Here is a 17,019-nt window from a genome sequence, read left to right as displayed (position 1 = left end):
GCACCAAATCGGAGTGAAAGATAATCTTCTACTTCACACCGGCGAGGTCCCAGCCCCAACGAACCCGAGATGACTGAAGATCCTATCGCGTATTGTGGAGGATGCCCCCGCTGAGGTGTGGATGTGAGGGTCAAAAAACGCTAGCAGCACCGGACTCTGGGCTTTCATGAAAATAAAAATTTGGAAATGATGGGAATCTCGTATAGTCACTCCTCCTTCAGGAGCACCACGTAGATGAAATACGCCGCGGCCGCCAGCAGGATCGAGATGCCCACGGCGGTCGCCAGGAGGAGCGATGGCTCACCGGCCAGGGGGCTGACGTTCTCTAGGGAGAGGGATCTGCCGAGAATTGTCCTCCAAGGCTCAGGTATCTGGGATGCCACCAGTGGAAGATTAGCTAGGAAGAACGGGTATTGGCTGAACATATTCAGATACTCACCGCTCAGTATCGTCAGGGCGGCGGAAACTGCTGCCAGGAGGGCGAGCCTGAAACTTCCCCCCCGCTCTCCTCCCAGCGCGAGCCTCGCCACGGCGTATATCTGCAGCAATATCAAGACCAATTTCACCGCGAACAACCAACCCATGTCCGGGCCCGCCGAGGAGCCGCTGACGCTCCAGCCGAACGACCTGAATATGTTATCGAACTTGAGCGGGGTTGAGAGCAGCGACATGGCATACCATGGGCCCAGGAGGAGCATCAAGAACAGGGATAAAGTTGCGATGCTCAGGCTCACTGAGTACAGGGACCTCCACCCCCGGGACTCCCCCTTGCTCAGGCTGAGGGATGCCAGGGCGGCTATGAACAGGGAGCCGAAGGTGAGGGCCCCCACTATGCTCTTCAGGTATAGAGGGGCGAATGTGGGGTTCAGCAGCGCCTCGAAAGTTTCTATGTAAGGCTTACCATCGAACTTCAAGCCGGCTGGCGTGTTCAGGAAGGAGAATACCAGTCTGAAGCCCAGCGGTATAGTGTAGGATGTCAGGGCCAACAGGATCCCGACCGCGAAATGCCTCTCCCTGGAGAAGGTCTCCCAGCCGTAGTAGTAGAGTACTATCGCCAGGAAGTGCAGCAGTATGGATACTATGGCCAGCCCGAAGGGCACGAGCGTTATGTTTCCGGCAACCCCAACGAACTCCGGGTAGAAGCTGAGGAGGAAAACGGTGAATGCCGTTCCCATCACACCAGCTAAAGCATATGTTGCGGCATATATCCTGAAGATGCTCTTAGTCAGGTCGCCCAACTCCCTGTCGCCACTCAGGTCGGCCCTTCTCTTAAGGAAGGGGATCATCGTGGATAGCGCTATGCCCAGGTTGACCGCGACTATGTGGATACCGAACACCAGGGCGATGCAGAAGACTTGGGGAACCATGCTCACACCTCCCGCAGGGAAGGCTCATACAAAAACTTCCAGACGGCCGAGATGAGGGCAAGAGCCACGCAGACCAGTATGGTCGCTATGAGCGAGTAGGAGAGCACATCCCCCGGGTTGGCCGTGTGGGCGACATCAACCGTCATGATCCCATATATGGACCAGGGCTTCCTTCCCATCTCCCTGACGGCCCAGCCGAGGAAGCTCACGAGCTGGGCTGCCGCTGGAGTGGCCAGATTGGCCATCAGGAGGGATCTCGGAAGCCCTCCCCTCCGGATCAGGATCGAGCACAGTAGAGCGTACACCCCTAGGAGGAGGCTGAGGCCTATCTTCGCGTAGTATAGGTAGTGAATCATGAGAGGGGGTCTGCAATCCGAGATGGCTGGAACTCCATCTAAGGTGCAGTAGTCCAAGCTTATCCGATCGTAATCCGGGAGCTTGGCATCGAAGCTTCCGTAGGCTATGAAGCTCATCAGATTTTCGAGGCCCAGGGCCCTCCCCAAGCTGAAGATCTCACTGCTGGTTCCCTCCATTGCGGCCAGCTTCTCCGGGTTGTTGACGGCTATCTCCACCCCTATGAGGTGACCGAACACCAGGCCTTGGACTGCTATGGAGATAAGGGCTACGATGATGCCGAGCTTCAAGCCGGCCGAGTGATGTTCATCCCTCTTACCCCTCAGCAGGAGGAGCGAGTGGGCCCCGATCAGGGTGAAGGCCGTGACCGTTATGGCAGATCCCAGGGCGTGAAGGAAGCTGCCCAGGTAGACAGGTGAGAGGAAGGTCACGGCTGTGTAGCCGACGCTCCTAACAGTGTTGACCATTATGACGTCAACCAGATCCTTGACCAGCAGCCCCCTGAGGTCGATCAGTGCCTCCTCCTTCACTACAAGGGAGAGCACGCTCTCCCCGACCCTGACATTCCCCCAGGCCTCGCTGACCAACCTGGAGACTATCTTGGAGGGCATCAGCACCGAGACTCCCCGCTCCCCACTGCCAACCACCTCCATGCCGAGCGATGAGAGCTTGTTCACGTCAAGCGCCTTCACCACATCATTGGGAACCACCAACAGGACCTTGGGATAGCCCTGATCGTACTTCCACCCGCTCATCGGGTCGTAGGCAGCTACTATGCCCGTTGGAGCCACCATATAGCTGTTCACGCTCATTATCAGTGCGCCAGAAAGCCAAGCCCCGGATAGGGCAAGCAGGGACAGGACGATCTTGCCCCTAACCCCTATCTTGTTCCAAGCGAACACCAAGAAGTATATGAAGATTATCTCTATCAAGAAAGCGAATATCTCGGCGTAAAGTGGGAAGAATATGTACCTGCCCGCCGCCTCCAGCAGGTTCGGCCATATGACCACCAGACCGAACTCGCTCAGGGTGCCAGATGCCGCGCCTACCGCGAAAACTATCCCGAGAGATTTGGCCATCGTCCTAGCTATCCTCTCCCATCTTCCGTCCTTGCTCCTCGCATAGAGTAGCAGGGTCAGCAGGAGCATGAAGGGTATGCCTAGGACGTACTGAAGGATCAGCCAGTGAAGCTCTATCCCGAATATGGAGAGGATCCTGTCCAGCGGCGCGGGGTAGTTCAGCCATTGTGAGAGGAGGTCCATATAGACAACCACCTCCCGTCGGAATAACACCCAAACAATTCCATAAATTATAAACATTATGTTAGAAAAATGAACCAAAATTAACTAATGTGATATAAGATCGATGAGTCACCGCGAATCATCCAGGGTCTTCGGGCGATGAAAACAAAGGGGGCTCTGAGGTTTGACTTCGTGCCATCAAAAATGGTTTTAAGCTGCTGACTCGAGCATTCTGAGGGATCCATGCAGGTAATAAGGTCACTCGACGAGGTTGAAGTGGGGAAATTTCACTATTTGATACTCCTGACGGCCTCCTTGGTCTACTGCTTCACCGCAATGGACGTGATGCTCATCGCAGCTCTGGTAGGTCCTATAGCCAGGGAGTGGAACCTGGATACGATGACGATCGGCTACCTGATGAGCTCCGGATACGTTGGCATGTTCCTCGGCGCTCTCCTCTTCGGAAGGCTGGCCGACATCGTGGGAAGGAGGAAGGTCTTGATCATCGTGCTGGTGATGGAGTCGGTGTTCACGGCCGCCTGCGGCCTGGCTCAGGACGTGAGCTCCCTCTACATCCTCAGGTTCCTGGCGGGAGTGGGGTTGGGTGGGGCCCTACCGCAGCCCGGCGTCTACGTGTCCGAGTACACACCCAAGGGGAGAAGGGGGCTATTTCTGGGATTGGTGGAGACTAGCTGGGTTTACGGGGTGATAATCTCTCTTCTGATCCCATACCTCTTGCTCCCATCTCTCGGATGGAGAGCCACGTTCTCTATAGCCCTTCTACCCCTCTCAACGCTACCTCTGGTCGTGCTCTACCTCCCTGAGAGCATAAGGTTCCTTGTGGCCAAGGGCAGGGTGCGCGAGGTGGAGAGGATCCTGCTGACTCTAGGCATTAGGAGCGCTCCGGGGGGATGGGAGCAGGCTGAGATCAGGAGATACAAGATAAAGGATCTCCTGTCCGGGAGATACGCTAGAAGGACCCTGCTGCTCTTCATACTGTGGGGGGGACTCATCTACACCTATCACGGCATATTCCTCTGGCTGCCCACCATATACTCGAGGCAGTTCGGGCTCGGCGACGTCACCTCCCTGAGGTGGACCCTGCTCGTGACCCTCTTCCAGATCCCGGGCTACTACTCGGCATCCTTCCTCCTCGACAGGATAGGGAGGAAGAAGGTTTTAGCGATATACCTGACGGCGGCAGGCATCTTCTCAGCCCTGCTCAGCCTGAGAGTGGATCTAATTTGGGTGTTTGCCTTCAGCTCTCTCATATCCTTCTTCAACCTCGGTGCCTGGGCCGGGCTCTACGCCTACACCCCGGAGCTCTATCCTACAGAGATAAGGGGCAGCGGTTCCGGGGCAGCTGCTAGCTTCGGCAGACTCATAGGGATAGTGGCTCCCTCGATAACCGCATATCTGTTCGCTACCACTGGGATATCCGGTCCGTTCGCCGTCTTCTCACTGGTCCACCTGCTGGCGGGGCTGGCCGTGGCCGTCATGGGTGTCGAGACTATGGGTAAAACTTTAGAGGAAATATGAGATTTTTGGAAATATTTATCAAAAATGTCAAATTTCATTAATATTCTATTTTCATTTTTCAAATTATGTTAAATAATATACCAGCAATTGAAGACACTCGCATCCAAACTTATTTAAAGCGACGGCTAACATGCCCACGAGAGGAGGGTGAAATTGAAGCCCACGGGCCCGACGAATCCCAGGCTGGTGAGGATGATAAAGAACCTGGAGACGGCCTCCAGGGTGAATGAAGCACCTATATGGAGGGCCGTAGCTGAGAGACTCAAGAAACCAACCAGGAGGAGGGTTGAGGTGAATCTGTGGAAGATAGAGAGATATGCGGATGGCGTAGCTGCGGTCATAGTCCCAGGGAAGGTCTTGGGTGAGGGGGAGATCAGGAGATCCGTGATAGTCGCGGCCGCCGGCTTCACCAGATCCGCGAGGAGAAAGATAGAGGAAGCCGGAGGGAAAGCGCTCCTGCTCGATGAATACGCTGAGCTGAATCCTAAGGGTTCTCACACGAGGATAGTGACATAGGTGGTGAGGATGAGGTTCGATTTGGTGATAGATGCCGAAAACAAGATCCTGGGTAGGATAGCCTCACTGGCGGCGAAGGAGCTGTTGAAAGGTAAGAGGGTAGCCATAGTGAACGCGGAGAAGGCGATCATAACCGGCAACCCCCAGACGATCCTGAGGAAATATCAGACCAGGAGGTCGATACAGAGCAGGATAAACCCGAGGATGTCGCCGGTCCAGCCCAGGACCCCCGACAGGATCGTCTGGAAGACTGTCAGGGGCATGCTTCCGATGAAGAAGGCCAAGGGGAGGGAGGCCCTGAGGAGGCTCAGGGTGTTCATAGGGGTCCCGGATGATCTGGTCAACGTCGAGAAGGATGCCGTGATAAGGGGGGACGAGAGGGAATACATTAAATACACGGTGGACTCCCTGAGACCGAAGAAGGGCAGGGGCTACGTGACCGTGCTCTGGCTGTCCAAGCAGCTGGGATGGAGGGGTGCCGAGAATGTCGCCTAGGGCCAAGGAAGGGATTTACGCCCTGGCCTCGGCCAGGAGGAAAACGGCGAGGGCCATGGCCACGATCAGGAGGGGGTCGGGAAGACTTTACATCAACGGCCTGCCAGTTGAGGCCTTCGCGCCTAACGAGTTCGTTAGGATGAAGATACTCGAACCGCTCTGGTTGGCGATGGACTACGTGAAGGACATAGACATACACGCCTGGGTCAAGGGAGGTGGCTTCATGTCTCAGGCCGACGCCGTCAGGATGGCCATAGGGAGGGCCCTGATCAGTTACACCAAGAGCGATCACCTGAGGGAGCTGTTCAGGGAGTACGACAGGACCATCCTGAAGGGAGATCCCAGGCAGACTGAGCCCAAGAAGTACGGAGGAAGGAGCGCCAGGGCCAGGTTCCAGAAATCTTATAGGTAACCCCCCAGGCGATCCGGAGGTGATGACATGTCCGTCACCAGGGGTAGCGCGGGTGATCTGAGGAAGGGAAGTTATGTGATCTTGGACGATGAGCCCTGCGAGGTCTTGGACGTCTCCAAGTCGAAACCCGGGAAGCATGGCTCGGCCAAGGTCAGGGTGGAGGCCAGGGGGATATTCGACGGTAGCAGGAGATCCAAGATATTTCCAGCCGATGCCATCGTCGAGATACCAATAGTTGATAAGAAGACGGCGCAGGTGATAAACGTTTACGGGAATGTGGTGCAGCTGATGGACCTGGAGACATACGAGACATTCGAGCTGCCCCTACCCGATGATCAGGAGCTGGCTTCTAAGCTCCGGAGCGGGGTGGAAGTTGAGTACTGGGAGTCCATGGGGAAGAGGAAGATAGTCAGGACGAGAGGTGGCGTGTAGTTAGTTGGTCCTGGAGAGATTAGGCAGCTCCCTTAGGAACGCTGTCAGCAGGATGATGGGAAGATCCGTCATAGATGAGGCTACAATCAACGAGTTCGTCAGGGACGTCCAGAGGTCTCTGATAGAGGCTGACGTGGACGTGAAGCTCGTTCTTGAGATGAGCAGGAGGATCAAGGAGAGGACCCTGAGGGAGGATCCTCCACCCGGCTTCAGCAGGAGGGACCTCGCGGTAAAGGTTCTTTACGACGAGCTGACATCCCTTCTGGGCAGGAAACCGGCTGAGATCCCCGTTGAAACCAAGAAGACTAATGTGATACTCATGGTGGGTATAGAGGGATCGGGCAAGACGACTACGGTCGCTAAGCTAGCTAAATGGCTGTCCAAGAGGTTCGGTAAGGTGGGGATCATATCGGCTGACGTGATAAGACCGGCATCTAAGCTTCAGTTGGAGCAGCTGGTCGGTCCGGAGGTTCCCGTTTACTGGAAGGACTCTAGGGATCCCCTGGAAATAATGAGGGAGGGGTTGGAGTTTTTCAGGAGGGAGAAGTACAACTTCGTGTTGATAGACACCGCCGGGAGGCACAAGGATGAAGCTGGCCTCATGGATGAGCTTGAGAGATACTACAGGGCGATAAAACCGGACCTGGTTATCCTAACGATAGACGGGACGATGGGGCAGGCGGCTTACTCCCAAGCCAAGGCCTTCGCTGAGAGGATCCCGGTCGGCGGGGTCATAGTCACTAAGCTGGACGGTGCCGCCAAGGGGGGCGGGGCCCTATCATCGGTGGCCGCGTCAGGAGCCCCGATACTCTTCATAGGGACTGGAGAGCGGGTGGATGATCTGGAGAGGTTCGACCCCAACAGGTTCGTCTCGAGGCTGCTCGGCGGCGGCGACTTTGTTGAGCTCGCAATGAGGGTGGAGGAGGCCTTCAGGGAGAGCAAGCTGCTGGAGAGGATCTCAAGGGGAAGGTTCGATCTGGAGGACTTCAAGGAGTATCTCAAGCAGATGAGGGGAGCGGGTCCCTTGGATAAGCTCCTCGAGATGATACCGGGATTCGGCTGGAAGATACCTCGCCAGGCGATCGATGAGGATGAGATTGAGAGGTGGATAGCGATCGTGAACTCGATGACCCCGGAGGAGAGGAGGGACCCATCAATCATAAGGGGATCGAGGATCGAGAGGATAGCCAGAGGATCGGGAGTGACCGCGAAAGATGTCAGGAGGATGCTGAAGTCTTACCATCAGATCAGGAGGATGATGGAGTCCATGTCATCCATGTCCAAGGCCAGGAGCCTGTTCAGGAGGATGGGAGTCAGTGGATGATCCGGTGGATCTGATCATCGAGAGGGAGGGGGCCCTCTGCGAGTTCTGCGAATCCAGCCTGAGGGGGGAAAGGGTGGAGCAAGTGGTCAGGAGAATGGAGGACTCCCTTAGGTCCGGAGAGTCCCACTTCAGGGAGGAGTGCTCCCTCTGCGGCGGCATCATAGGGAGGGAGGTGGTGGGTATGGTAAGGGAGGCCCTGAGGAGGCTGGAAGACCTTGAGGTCGAATCCTTGAAGGTGAGCGTGATCCTTCCTGTTGAGGTGATGGAGAGGGAGGATAGGGTGAGGGCCAAGTACGATCCTCCCAGGATGCGCTCCGTCAAGCTGACACTCATAAAGTCGCTTGACAGGGTCATGGGGCTCCTCTCCGGGAAACCGATAGAGGAAAATGCCTCAGCGATGATCCTCTTCGACTTCAGGAGGGGTGAGGTCTCCATCAGATCATCGCCTGTGTTCATCTTCGGCAGATACAGGAAGCTGGAGAGGGGGATATCCCAATCCAGGAGGAAGTGCGCTGAGTGCGGTGGGAGGGGTTGCGAGAGATGTGGGTGGAGGGGTAAGGTGGCGCAGGGGAGTGTTGAGGGTATAGTTGGAGAGGTCATGAGGGAGTTCTTCCTGGCGGACGATTACGTGCTTCACGGCGCCGGCAGGGAGGACGTGGATGCCAAGATGCTGGGAAGCGGGAGACCCTTCGTGATGGAGCTGATCAACCCAAGGAGGAGGCACGTCGACCTGAGCGAGCTCGAGAGGGAGATAAACGAGAGGGCCTCCGGGGCCGTGGAGGTCTCCGACCTGAGGTTCTCCGATAGGGATGAGGTCAGGGCTCTGAAGGAGAGTTCTTCAGCCACTAGAAAGCTTTACAGGGCCTTGGTTGAGGTGGAAAGCGATGTGAGCGAGGAGGAGCTCGAGAGGCTCAAGGAGAGGCTTGAGGGTGCCATCGTGAGGCAGAGGACCCCCACGAGGGTGCTCTGGAGGAGATCCGATATTGTTAGGATAAAGAGAGTATATGAAGTTGACATTAAGATGATAAATAGTAGAAAATTTGAACTATATGTGCTCTGTGACGGGGGACTTTACGTCAAGGAGCTCGTCAGCGGGGATGGTGGGAGGACCAGCCCCAGCGTCACCGAGTTGCTGGGGAAAAAATCTTTTTGTAGTGAACTCGACGTACTCGGGGTGATGGTTCCGCTAGGCGAAAGGTGATGTCACATGGGTAGAAGATCCTTCGGATTCCTTTACAGGTCTAGGAACTTCCTCTCCAAGACTCCTCGTGAGAAGGGGAGACCCTCTCCTGCTAAGTTCCTCAAGGAGTTTGAGGTTGGCGAGAAGGTGGTGATAGACGTCGAGCCCTCTGTGAGGAGGGGCATGCCCCACAGGAGGTACCAGGGCAAGGTCGGCGTCGTGGTGGGCAGGAGGGGGGATGCCTACTTGGTTGATGTTAGGCTGGGAGGGAAGACCAAGCACTTAATAGTGCTGCCCGTGCACATCAAGAGGCACTCGGGATGAGCGCGATGACCTCGACAGAGCCCGTGAACAAGAGACCTCTCACGCTGGCCGAGGTGAAGGCCCTAGTGTTCGACAAGTGGACATCTTCCGTGGAGTCCCTCACTATAGATCAGAGGAGGCTCCTCACGTACCTCGCTAAGTTCACGAAGGTCTCGGATCCGAAGAGGGCCCGTGATGTCGTTGAGGAGATCGTCAGGAGATTCGGGCTGAAGGAGGAGCATGCCGTCATGCTTGTTAACATCCTCCCGGACGATGAGGAGGAGCTGAGGGCCTACCTCTTCAAGGATTATCCCTTGCTCACGCAGGAAAATTACAGGGAAATGCTTAACTTATTAAGGTCCCTCAAGGAATAGGTTTGGGATAGAAGAGCTGGTGTCAGGGATGTGGAGGATCGCGCAGGGGAAGAGGAGGCCTCACGATAGCTGGGCTTACGTCCTTTACGTCGATGAGGCTAGGAGGAGGGTTCAGCTGATAGGGGACAGGTACTTCATACTCATGGAGTTCGCCCTGAGGCCCAACGTGAACGTCAACGTTTTGGACAAGGTTTACGTGGGCAAGGGCCCGAGGAGGGAGGTGAGCAAGTTCATCAGGTACTTAACTTACGAGGAGCTCTCTCCCACGGCTAAGATGCTCTTGGAATCCGTGGTATCCAAGATAGTTGTGGAGGGGGAGCAGTTCTTCGTGAACCTATTCAATGAGAGCCTTCCCCTCACCACGAGGCTCCATCAGCTGGAGCTATTACCCGGTATAGGTAAGAAGACCCTGCTCAAGATACTTGAGGAGAGATCCAAGAAGCCCTTCTCCAGCTTCTCGGACATCGCAGAGAGAACGGGCATAAAGGACCCGGCGGACCTCATCGTCAAGAGGGTCCTGGACGAGCTGGTGGGGAAGGACAAGTATCACATACTGGTGGCCCCCAAGGATGTGTTGGAGCTGGAGGAGGAGGTCTATTGATCAGGCGAGAACCCTAGTTCCTATCTCACCGTTCAGGGCCCTTAAAAGATCCCCCTTCTTACGATAACCGGCTATCCTGACATCAACGCCCATCTCAGCGAGCCTGAAGGCCATCTCCAGCTTCCCCCTTATGGAACCGGTGGCATCCTCCTCCATCCCGCTCAGCCCGCTGAGGAACTCCCTCCTCACCGTGGGGACGACCCTGCCCCTCCCGTCCAGGACACCCGGCAGGTTCATCAGGTAGATGACCCTCCTCAACCCGAGTTCCAGTAGGTGGAGCGGTATCTCGTCCGCGGAGAGCACGTAGACGCCCCTCTCGCTATCCGGTATCAGGTCACCATGCGTCAGGGGCACCAGGCCGGAGTCGATCAGGCCCCTCAGCTGGTCGACCTGGCACCTCACTATCCCGCGATCCCTGATGAAAACAGCTCTTGCTGGAAATGGAGCTACAGGAATTCCTTCCTCAAGCATTATCTTGGATATTGCCAAGTTCAGCTCGCTAACACCCACCATCGTCTCGGAAGCCCCCAAGCGGTTGCTCTCGCTCATCCCAGCTTTGAGCCCATGCCTGAGCACGGGTCCATGCCCGTAGGGCCCGGCGCCGTGCGATAGGAATATCTTAAACCTCCCAGCTACCTCGGCCAGATCCTTGGCTAGATCCCTGACGATACCTTCCCTTATCTCCCTCCTCCCCTCCCTCTTCGGGGTCACTAGGGATCCGCCCAGCTTCACGTAGAGCACGATCAGTCCGGGTGCAACAGTTTATAACGGTGAAGCTGGATCCATTCCGGATGAATGATTCGGTCTACGTGCTGAGCTCGGATGTGCTCATGCGATCCCTCATAAGGTACGAGCCAGGCCACTCTCTGATAAGGGGATCCAAGCTCATAATACCGGAGGAGATACTCTCGAAGCTTGAGGAAGAGGCGTCCAAGGGGGACAGGTTCAGCGTCGGTGCTCTCGGGGAGATCATCTGGTTGCAGGAGCTGCAGGGGGAGGGTTACATAGAGGAGGTGAGGATCGAGGGTCACAGGGGCAGGGGTGTGGACGCTCTCTATGAGATCGCGAAGAGATACTCCGCCAAGGTCCTCTGCGGGGACAGGATAACCACGCTTTCCCTGAGGGCCAGGGGGGTCGATGTCCTCTACATAGGCCCCAAGATGGACGGGCTGAGGATCTACGATTACTTCGATGAGGAGACGATGAGCGTTCACCTCAAGGAGGGGGCGCCTCCCATGGCTAAGAAGGGCCGCCCCGGGAACTTCAACCTGGTCAAGCTGTCCGAGAGGAGGCTCGAGGAGTTTGAGGTCAGGACGATGGCTTATGAGATAATCGAGAGGGCTAAGACGGGGCCAGATGCTTTCATAGAGGCAATGTACGATGACGCCTACCTGATCCAGCTGGGCAATCTGAGGGTCCTGATAGCCTTCCCCCCATTCTCGGACGGCATAGAGATCACCGCTGTGAGACCCCTGGTGAAGGTGACGCTAGATGATTACGATCTGAGCGATAAGCTGAAGAGAAGGCTGAGCGAGAGGGCCGAGGGGATCCTCATAGCCGGACCCCCGGGCGCCGGGAAGACGACGTTCGCGAGCGCCTTGGCCGAGTTCTACAGGGAAAAAGGAAAGATAGTGAAGACATTGGAGTCCCCAAGGGATCTTCAGGTGGGTCCAGAGATCACTCAGTACGGGAAGCTCGCGGGCACCTTTGAGAACACAGCGGATCTGCTTCTCCTGGTCAGACCGGATTATGTGATATTCGACGAGATGAGGAAGACCCAGGATTTCAAGATATTCGTCGATATGAGGCTCGCGGGCGTGGGAATGGTCGGTGTCGTTCACTGCGGTTTCCCGATAGAGGCCATTCAGAGGTTCATAGAGAGGGTGGATCTGGGTGTGCTGCCGCACGTGGTTGACACGGTGATCTTCATAAGGGATGGGAGGATAGAGAAGGTCTACTCGCTTAAGATAACCGTGAAGATGCCCACCGGTATGAAGGACGTGACCCTGGCGAGACCCGTCGTACTGGTGAAGGACTTCGAGACGGAGACCGTTGAGTACGAGATATACACGTTTGGAGAGGAGGTCATAGTGATGCCGGTGGCTTCCAGGGAAGGGGTTGAGGAGGAGGCCTCCGCCAGGTTCAGGCTGAAGAGGAGGAAGCACACCATAGTTATAGACCTCGGTCCCGCCATGGCAGACACTGAGGTGACGATATACGCGGGCAACAGGGAAGTGGCCACCATGATCACGGACTCCAGGGGGAGGCTGACCTTAGCCAGGAGCAGTCCGTTGGGGAGGAGGGTCATGGAGGCGATAAGGAACGATAGCCTGAGAGTTGTCCCGAGTGAGAGAAGCGAGGAAGATTACGAATTCTCTGGGGAGTGAGTCACCCGTTCCTCCCCAACATCCTCACCCTTCCCTCGAAGTCCATCTCCATGAGCAGGTTGAGCGAGGGCTTCGGGACGAGCTGCTTCCAGGAGTCATCCCCCCTGAGGATGAGCTCCCTTATCTTCGTGGCCTCGTAGATCTCCCTCTTGAAGAAGGGCACGTTCTCCACATGAACCCCAACCTCCCTGAGGCATCTGATCGTCTCTGGATCGTTGGAGAAGGCAACATCTATCTTAGGGACTCTATCAAGAACTATGAGACCCCATTTCTCGTCAGCGGACTCCGTGTCAGGTATGCAGGTTATTGAGATCCTCTCCATCGGGAAGCCCTCCCTCCTCAGGGTGACCACTATTATCTCCATCCTCTCCCCTGCCGAGAGCGGGTTCCTGGGCTGGCAGCAGAACTGGGAGCTCCCTATCCCTATTACCAACTCCTCAGCCCTTGATAAGGCGTACCTGAACAGGTGGAGGTGCCCATAATGGAGGGGTTGAAACCTGCCGACCACAAGAGCTCTCCTGAACATGGTGGACACCCGGGGTCAGCTCCCTCATGGAATCACGGATCCTTGGAGTAACTCCTCCTCATCCCCCGGCGAGCCTCAACGGCTACCTTTTAAATCTTCCCTATCATCCTCTCCGGATCCTAAGATGTCCGTTATGATCCGCTCGACCTCAGATTCATCCAAGTCAGCCTCCAAGAGCTGGTAACTTGAGTAACCCTCCTTCCTTTCCTTGATGAGGCTCCCCTCCAGCATTATGGCCCTCCTGAAGGGATGCATCTCAACCTCCACGAAGGCCCTCACCAGGTTCTCGACGGTCGCCTCCTGAAGCACTATGGCACCGTTACTGAGCTCTATGATGACCCTCTTGTGCAAATGCCCCCTGGGGACACCTATTAGGATCCTCTTGACGTCCCTGTTCCTGATGATTAGGGTGAACCTCTCGTTCAGGCTGTCGATGATCTCCCTCGCGGAATCCGAGAGGGGGAGCCCTCCGACCCTGCCAATGTCGACCCACCTCACCTCCTTCACACCGCCCCCGGGCTTGAGCCTCCCGGATCTCGGGACGCAGAGGTAGGCCAAGCGAAGCAAGTGCTTTTGAGAGGACTCCATGGGGGAATCCCGTGAGTGTATGACTCTGATGACATCAACGAGCATTCCGGTTTCACTCACTATCCTCTCCCTCAGGGATTCTGAGAAGGCCCTTCCGGGATCGGCCTCACCCCCCGGGAGGGACCAGGCGCTCCCTCCCTTCTCCCTGACCAGGAGGATCCTCTCCCCCCTGATTACGACACCCCTAAGTTCCACTACCAGGTCGATGGGAGCCATCAGCCCCTCACTAGGGATGTGAGGGAGGAGAGCAGCTTAAGGGATGCGCCTATCGCGGTCGCATACTGAGGATCCGCTGGGGAGATCATCCTCCCTCCGAAAAGGCTGATCGGTCTCTTTATGGCCTCCACCACCAGATCGTAGGACGCGAGTCCTCCGACGAGAACTATTCTATCCTCCAACCCCACGGACTTTGCGGCGAATAGGGAGACGACCCCTATGACCTGTCCCACCATGTTTATCAGGGCAGCAGCTATGTCCTCTGGCCTATTGTGATCCCCAACCTTTCCGAAGTTGGAGGCGGTGGCCTCAGCATCGAGTTTCCCTATGGGTCCTCCGACTATGTCTCCAACCGTGAGATCAACGTTCTTTGAGCTCCCTCTTTCAGCCAACTCAAGCAGAGATTCCACGGACGATCTTCCGAGTATTAGCTTGCTCAATCCCAGTAGAGTTCCAGCTCCCACGCCCGTTCCTCCCAGATGCCTCACCTGATATCCCGAGTCCCTCCTCCTGACCTCGACCACCGCGGTTCCGGTGCCCGCGCTCACTACCACGCACTCCTCGAGCCCCGCCAGGAATGCTCCTCCCCTCCCTATGGCCTCAATCTCATCCACCTCGATCAAAGGGAGTCCGAAGATTCTGTCAGGTAGGGATCTCGACCTGCCGCCGCTCACGGCTATGGAGGAGAGATCACCTATGTTCAACCCCATCTCAGTAACTATCCTGCCGATCGCGCCCGCCGCCGCGGCCAGGGGATCCGAGGACACCACCACGACCCTGTGGAGGACCCCCCTCTCCGACAGCAACACGCCCTTGCTTGTGGTTCCACCCATGTCGAGGCCTATGATGAGCATGGCAGTCACCTCATGCCCTCCTGACGGCGCGGACGATTGGGGGCACCAGTATCAGGACGAATGGGAGCTCCCAGGCGAATGTGACGAAGGATATCGTGAGGGCTGCCGTCAGTGAGAGTGGTGTTAGGCTCGTTTGGAAGGGCATTGGAAAGTACTGGCTCCAGAGTAGCAGCCCGAAACCTATTATGAGGTGCCCCACGATGAGGCTGAGCGTTGAGGCGGCAAGGTACCTTCTCAGGGAGTACCTCTCTCCCCCCGCCAATCTCCCCATCAGGTAGAAGCAAGCGAAGTTCGATGTCACGCCGACGCTCAGGCTGAGGAGCGCGTTACCGTGAGTGGCCACGTCTGATAGGAATATGCCTATGGCGGCCGATAGACCACCGACCCTTCCCCCGTAGAGGCAGGAGAGCACGGCAGGTATCACGACCGCTGGCCAGAACCTGACGCCGTAAAAGGTGAGTCCCAGCCAGCTGACGTAGCCCAGCAGCGCGTAGAGGGCTCCGCCCACCGCTGATACGGCCACTTCCCTCAGGTTCATCGGGCTAGCCCGACCCCAACAAATTAAAGCTTGCCCTGGGTTCGGTGGCCCCTCAAGTGAACCTTGATCCCATCCCCCTCGAGCTCTATTAGGGCATAATCACCCCTCTGCAGGGGACCAGGGTTCACTACGACGGTCCTGCCCATCCTCTCCACCCCTCTGGACTCGTGCACGTGGCCGCACACACAGATCAGGGGGGTCATCTCCTCTATGTAACCCCTGAGGGTCCTGGATCCGATGTTGATCCCGGACCTCACACGGTCCAGGACCCCGAACGGGGGCGCATGCGTGAGGAGGATCTCGACCCTCCCGATCTCCTTGAGGAATGATGAAATCTCCTCCTCCGAGAACTCTATCCTTGTCGAGAAGGGGGAAATTGTTCCTCCCCCCACGCCACCGATCGAGTAACCACCCAAGCGGGATCTCCTCGCGTGGAGGTTGAGGCAGCCCTCTATCTCAGGCTCATCCAGAAGCGCCTTGGGATCCATGTTACCCGGAACGAAGAAGACAGGAGCTCCCAAGCCGCTCAGGGATCTGAGCAAATCCCTAACGTCTTCCATGCTCCCATTTGATATGTCCCCAGCGAGGAGTACTGCGTCGAAGCTCTCCCTCCTTAGGGGATCCAAGGAGGCCTTGGAGGAGTGCAGGTCCGAGATGGCGAGCAGTTTCATAATTAAGGGGGAGTAAGGTGTCAATTTAAGGATTGAGGGTGCCCGATGAGGAGGCGCGTCCTGAGAGTGACTGAGGGAATTCCTCTCATGGGATCTGTGGCTTTCGGCCTGATAGACAGAGGAACCAATGTCATTCAGGTGAGACCGGTCTCCTCGTGTCCGCTGTCGTGCATCTTCTGCTCCACGGATGCGGGTCCTCGTTCCAGAACGAGGAGAACTGAGTACGTGGTGGAACTGGAGCACCTGCTCAGATGGTTCAATAGGGTGGTGGAGGAGAAGGGGGTCTCCGATGTGGAGGCGCACATAGACACGGTGGGGGATCCGCTCACCTACCACGAAATAGTGGAGCTCGTGAGGAGGCTGAGGGAGATCCCTGAGGTGAGCGTGATATCCATGCAGACGCACGGACCCCTGCTCACAAGGGGGCTGGTGGATGAGCTGGCGAGGGCCGGGCTGGACAGAATCAACCTGAGCGTGGACTCCCTCGATGAGGGAAAAGCCAAGTACCTGGCCGGCTCCAGCTGGTTCAGCGTTGGAAAGGTGCTTGAGGTGGCGAGGAGAATAGCTGAGAGCCCCATAGATCTCCTGATAGCTCCGGTCTGGGTTCCGGGGTTGAACGATGAGGACATGCCGCGGCTGATAGAGTACGCGCTGAGGGTGGGGGCCGGCAGGAGGTGGCCCGCGCTCGGGATCCAGAAGTACGAGGCCTATAAGGGTGGGAGGAAGCCCAAGGGAGTGAGGCCCATGAGATGGAGCGATTTTTACAGGAGTCTGATGAAATGGGAGGAGGAATTCGGCGTGAAGCTCATACTTAAGCCCGAGGACTTCTCGATAAGGAAGACGAGGCCATTGAGCTCACCCATGGTCAAGGGAGAGGTCCTGAACGTCAGGGTGATCGGGGAGGGATGGAAGTCCGGTGAGACCCTTGCGATCGCTAGGGACAGGGTGGTGACCGTGTTGGACGCGCCACCCGTCCCCCCTGGCTCCCAGATCAGGGTCAGGGTGATAAGGGACAGGGACAACATATTCTACGCCAGGTTCATCGGTAGGGGTGTGTGAGGTGAGCTGCCCAGTCATGCTTATGTTTGGCGGGTGACCATG

20 protein-coding genes are annotated in these 17,019 nt (G+C 56.7%); 12 read left to right on the top strand and 8 right to left on the bottom strand.

Features of this window, described 5'->3' with window-relative positions:
- Nucleotides 1–206: 206 nt before the first annotated feature.
- Both BA066_01860 and BA066_01855 read right to left on the bottom strand, forming a co-directional pair.
- Nucleotides 207–1,367, bottom strand: a complete 1,161-nt coding sequence (locus BA066_01860; GenBank protein ID RDD53969.1) for a cytochrome BD quinol oxidase subunit I — start codon at nt 1,365–1,367, stop codon at nt 207–209.
- Between the two features lie 2 nt (nt 1,368–1,369).
- On the bottom strand, nt 1,370–2,983 hold the full coding sequence (locus tag BA066_01855) for a cytochrome ubiquinol oxidase subunit I (GenBank protein ID RDD53968.1): 1,614 nt from the start codon (nt 2,981–2,983) through the stop codon (nt 1,370–1,372).
- Nucleotides 2,984–3,205: 222 nt separating this feature from the next.
- Between BA066_01855 and BA066_01850 the strand changes: the two genes are divergently transcribed.
- The 10 genes from BA066_01850 to BA066_01805 all read left to right on the top strand — a co-directional run bounded on the left by BA066_01850 (nt 3,206) and on the right by BA066_01805 (nt 10,138).
- Nucleotides 3,206–4,501 (top strand): MFS transporter, encoded by a 1,296-nt coding sequence (locus tag BA066_01850; protein RDD53967.1) that lies wholly within the window; start codon nt 3,206–3,208, stop codon nt 4,499–4,501.
- Between the two features lie 153 nt (nt 4,502–4,654).
- Entirely contained in the window at nt 4,655–5,017 is a 363-nt protein-coding gene (locus tag BA066_01845; protein RDD53972.1) for a 50S ribosomal protein L18e, read from the top strand.
- A 9-nt stretch (nt 5,018–5,026) separates the two neighbouring features.
- Nucleotides 5,027–5,512 (top strand): 50S ribosomal protein L13, encoded by a 486-nt coding sequence (locus tag BA066_01840; protein RDD53971.1) that lies wholly within the window; start codon nt 5,027–5,029, stop codon nt 5,510–5,512.
- Nucleotides 5,502–5,924: a 30S ribosomal protein S9 gene (locus tag BA066_01835; GenBank protein RDD53966.1), complete on the top strand. Its 423-nt coding sequence runs from the start codon at nt 5,502–5,504 to the stop codon at nt 5,922–5,924. The genes BA066_01840 and BA066_01835 overlap by 11 nt, the downstream gene beginning before the upstream one ends.
- 27 nt (nt 5,925–5,951) lie before the next feature.
- Entirely contained in the window at nt 5,952–6,356 is a 405-nt protein-coding gene (locus tag BA066_01830) for a translation initiation factor IF-5A (GenBank protein ID RDD53965.1), read from the top strand.
- 4 nt (nt 6,357–6,360) lie between these two features.
- Nucleotides 6,361–7,680, top strand: coding sequence for a signal recognition particle protein (locus BA066_01825; GenBank protein ID RDD53964.1), 1,320 nt, complete (start codon nt 6,361–6,363; stop codon nt 7,678–7,680).
- Nucleotides 7,673–8,881: a tRNA pseudouridine(54/55) synthase Pus10 gene (locus tag BA066_01820; GenBank protein RDD53963.1), complete on the top strand. Its 1,209-nt coding sequence runs from the start codon at nt 7,673–7,675 to the stop codon at nt 8,879–8,881. Before BA066_01825 ends, BA066_01820 begins: the two co-directional genes overlap by 8 nt.
- Before the next feature lie 6 nt (nt 8,882–8,887).
- On the top strand, nt 8,888–9,184 hold the full coding sequence (locus tag BA066_01815; protein RDD53962.1) for a 50S ribosomal protein L21e: 297 nt from the start codon (nt 8,888–8,890) through the stop codon (nt 9,182–9,184).
- The gene (locus tag BA066_01810) at nt 9,181–9,537 is read left to right on the top strand and encodes a hypothetical protein (protein ID RDD53961.1); all 357 of its coding nucleotides are present in this window, start codon (nt 9,181–9,183) and stop codon (nt 9,535–9,537) included. Before BA066_01815 ends, BA066_01810 begins: the two co-directional genes overlap by 4 nt.
- Nucleotides 9,538–9,565: 28 nt before the next feature.
- Nucleotides 9,566–10,138, top strand: coding sequence for a DUF655 domain-containing protein (locus BA066_01805; GenBank protein ID RDD53960.1), 573 nt, complete (start codon nt 9,566–9,568; stop codon nt 10,136–10,138).
- On the opposite strand, the gene BA066_01800 is transcribed toward BA066_01805, so the two are convergent.
- The gene (locus BA066_01800) at nt 10,139–10,885 is read right to left on the bottom strand and encodes a hypothetical protein (GenBank protein RDD53959.1); all 747 of its coding nucleotides are present in this window, start codon (nt 10,883–10,885) and stop codon (nt 10,139–10,141) included.
- A 44-nt stretch (nt 10,886–10,929) separates the two neighbouring features.
- Between BA066_01800 and BA066_01795 the strand changes: the two genes are divergently transcribed.
- The gene (locus BA066_01795; GenBank protein RDD53958.1) at nt 10,930–12,525 is read left to right on the top strand and encodes an ATPase; all 1,596 of its coding nucleotides are present in this window, start codon (nt 10,930–10,932) and stop codon (nt 12,523–12,525) included.
- Between the two features lies 1 nt (nt 12,526).
- Here the strand turns inward: BA066_01795 and BA066_01790 are convergent, their stop codons facing one another.
- The 5 genes from BA066_01790 to BA066_01770 all read right to left on the bottom strand — a co-directional run bounded on the left by BA066_01790 (nt 12,527) and on the right by BA066_01770 (nt 15,918).
- Complete coding sequence (locus tag BA066_01790) at nt 12,527–13,051, bottom strand: nicotinamide-nucleotide adenylyltransferase (protein RDD53957.1); 525 nt, start codon at nt 13,049–13,051, stop codon at nt 12,527–12,529.
- 75 nt (nt 13,052–13,126) lie between these two features.
- A complete protein-coding gene (locus BA066_01785) occupies nt 13,127–13,855 on the bottom strand; it encodes an NUDIX domain-containing protein (protein RDD53956.1) in 729 nt (242 codons plus the stop codon).
- Nucleotides 13,855–14,709 carry a type II pantothenate kinase gene (locus tag BA066_01780; GenBank protein RDD53955.1) on the bottom strand — a complete coding sequence of 285 codons (855 nt, stop codon included), beginning with the start codon at nt 14,707–14,709 and terminating at the stop codon, nt 13,855–13,857. Before BA066_01780 ends, BA066_01785 begins: the two co-directional genes overlap by 1 nt.
- Before the next feature lie 10 nt (nt 14,710–14,719).
- Nucleotides 14,720–15,247: an ECF transporter S component gene (locus tag BA066_01775; protein ID RDD53954.1), complete on the bottom strand. Its 528-nt coding sequence runs from the start codon at nt 15,245–15,247 to the stop codon at nt 14,720–14,722.
- Between the two features lie 23 nt (nt 15,248–15,270).
- On the bottom strand, nt 15,271–15,918 hold the full coding sequence (locus BA066_01770; GenBank protein RDD53953.1) for a hypothetical protein: 648 nt from the start codon (nt 15,916–15,918) through the stop codon (nt 15,271–15,273).
- Nucleotides 15,919–15,963: 45 nt separating this feature from the next.
- On the opposite strand from BA066_01770, the gene BA066_01765 reads away from it, so the two are divergent.
- The gene (locus BA066_01765; GenBank protein ID RDD53952.1) at nt 15,964–16,977 is read left to right on the top strand and encodes a radical SAM protein; all 1,014 of its coding nucleotides are present in this window, start codon (nt 15,964–15,966) and stop codon (nt 16,975–16,977) included.
- The last annotated feature ends 42 nt before the right edge of the window (nt 16,978–17,019 follow it).

The sequence above is a fragment of the Candidatus Korarchaeota archaeon NZ13-K genome (genome assembly GCA_003344655.1).
Taxonomy (GTDB): Archaea; Korarchaeota; Korarchaeia; order Korarchaeales; family Korarchaeaceae; genus Korarchaeum.
The sequence above is the reverse complement of the archived record's forward strand: the minus strand, read 5'-3'. Positions and strand labels throughout refer to the sequence as shown.

Excerpts from the sequence above, each read along its gene's own strand:
- BA066_01805 (RDD53960.1), top strand. The coding sequence starts at position 9,566 with ATGTGGAGGATCGCGCAGGGGAAGAGGAGGCCTCACGATAGCTGGGCT.
- BA066_01795 (RDD53958.1), top strand. The coding sequence starts at position 10,930 with ATGAATGATTCGGTCTACGTGCTGAGCTCGGATGTGCTCATGCGATCC.
- BA066_01765 (RDD53952.1), top strand. The coding sequence starts at position 15,964 with ATGAGGAGGCGCGTCCTGAGAGTGACTGAGGGAATTCCTCTCATGGGA.
- BA066_01840 (RDD53971.1), top strand. The coding sequence starts at position 5,027 with ATGAGGTTCGATTTGGTGATAGATGCCGAAAACAAGATCCTGGGTAGG.
- BA066_01855 (RDD53968.1), bottom strand. The coding sequence starts at position 2,983 with ATGGACCTCCTCTCACAATGGCTGAACTACCCCGCGCCGCTGGACAGG.
- BA066_01810 (RDD53961.1), top strand. The coding sequence starts at position 9,181 with ATGAGCGCGATGACCTCGACAGAGCCCGTGAACAAGAGACCTCTCACG.
- BA066_01785 (RDD53956.1), bottom strand. The coding sequence starts at position 13,855 with ATGGCTCCCATCGACCTGGTAGTGGAACTTAGGGGTGTCGTAATCAGG.
- BA066_01790 (RDD53957.1), bottom strand. The coding sequence starts at position 13,051 with ATGTTCAGGAGAGCTCTTGTGGTCGGCAGGTTTCAACCCCTCCATTAT.
- BA066_01815 (RDD53962.1), top strand. The coding sequence starts at position 8,888 with ATGGGTAGAAGATCCTTCGGATTCCTTTACAGGTCTAGGAACTTCCTC.
- BA066_01770 (RDD53953.1), bottom strand. The coding sequence starts at position 15,918 with ATGAAACTGCTCGCCATCTCGGACCTGCACTCCTCCAAGGCCTCCTTG.
- BA066_01850 (RDD53967.1), top strand. The coding sequence starts at position 3,206 with ATGCAGGTAATAAGGTCACTCGACGAGGTTGAAGTGGGGAAATTTCAC.
- BA066_01830 (RDD53965.1), top strand. The coding sequence starts at position 5,952 with ATGTCCGTCACCAGGGGTAGCGCGGGTGATCTGAGGAAGGGAAGTTAT.
- BA066_01860 (RDD53969.1), bottom strand. The coding sequence starts at position 1,367 with ATGGTTCCCCAAGTCTTCTGCATCGCCCTGGTGTTCGGTATCCACATA.
- BA066_01835 (RDD53966.1), top strand. The coding sequence starts at position 5,502 with ATGTCGCCTAGGGCCAAGGAAGGGATTTACGCCCTGGCCTCGGCCAGG.
- BA066_01780 (RDD53955.1), bottom strand. The coding sequence starts at position 14,709 with ATGCTCATCATAGGCCTCGACATGGGTGGAACCACAAGCAAGGGCGTG.
- BA066_01775 (RDD53954.1), bottom strand. The coding sequence starts at position 15,247 with ATGAACCTGAGGGAAGTGGCCGTATCAGCGGTGGGCGGAGCCCTCTAC.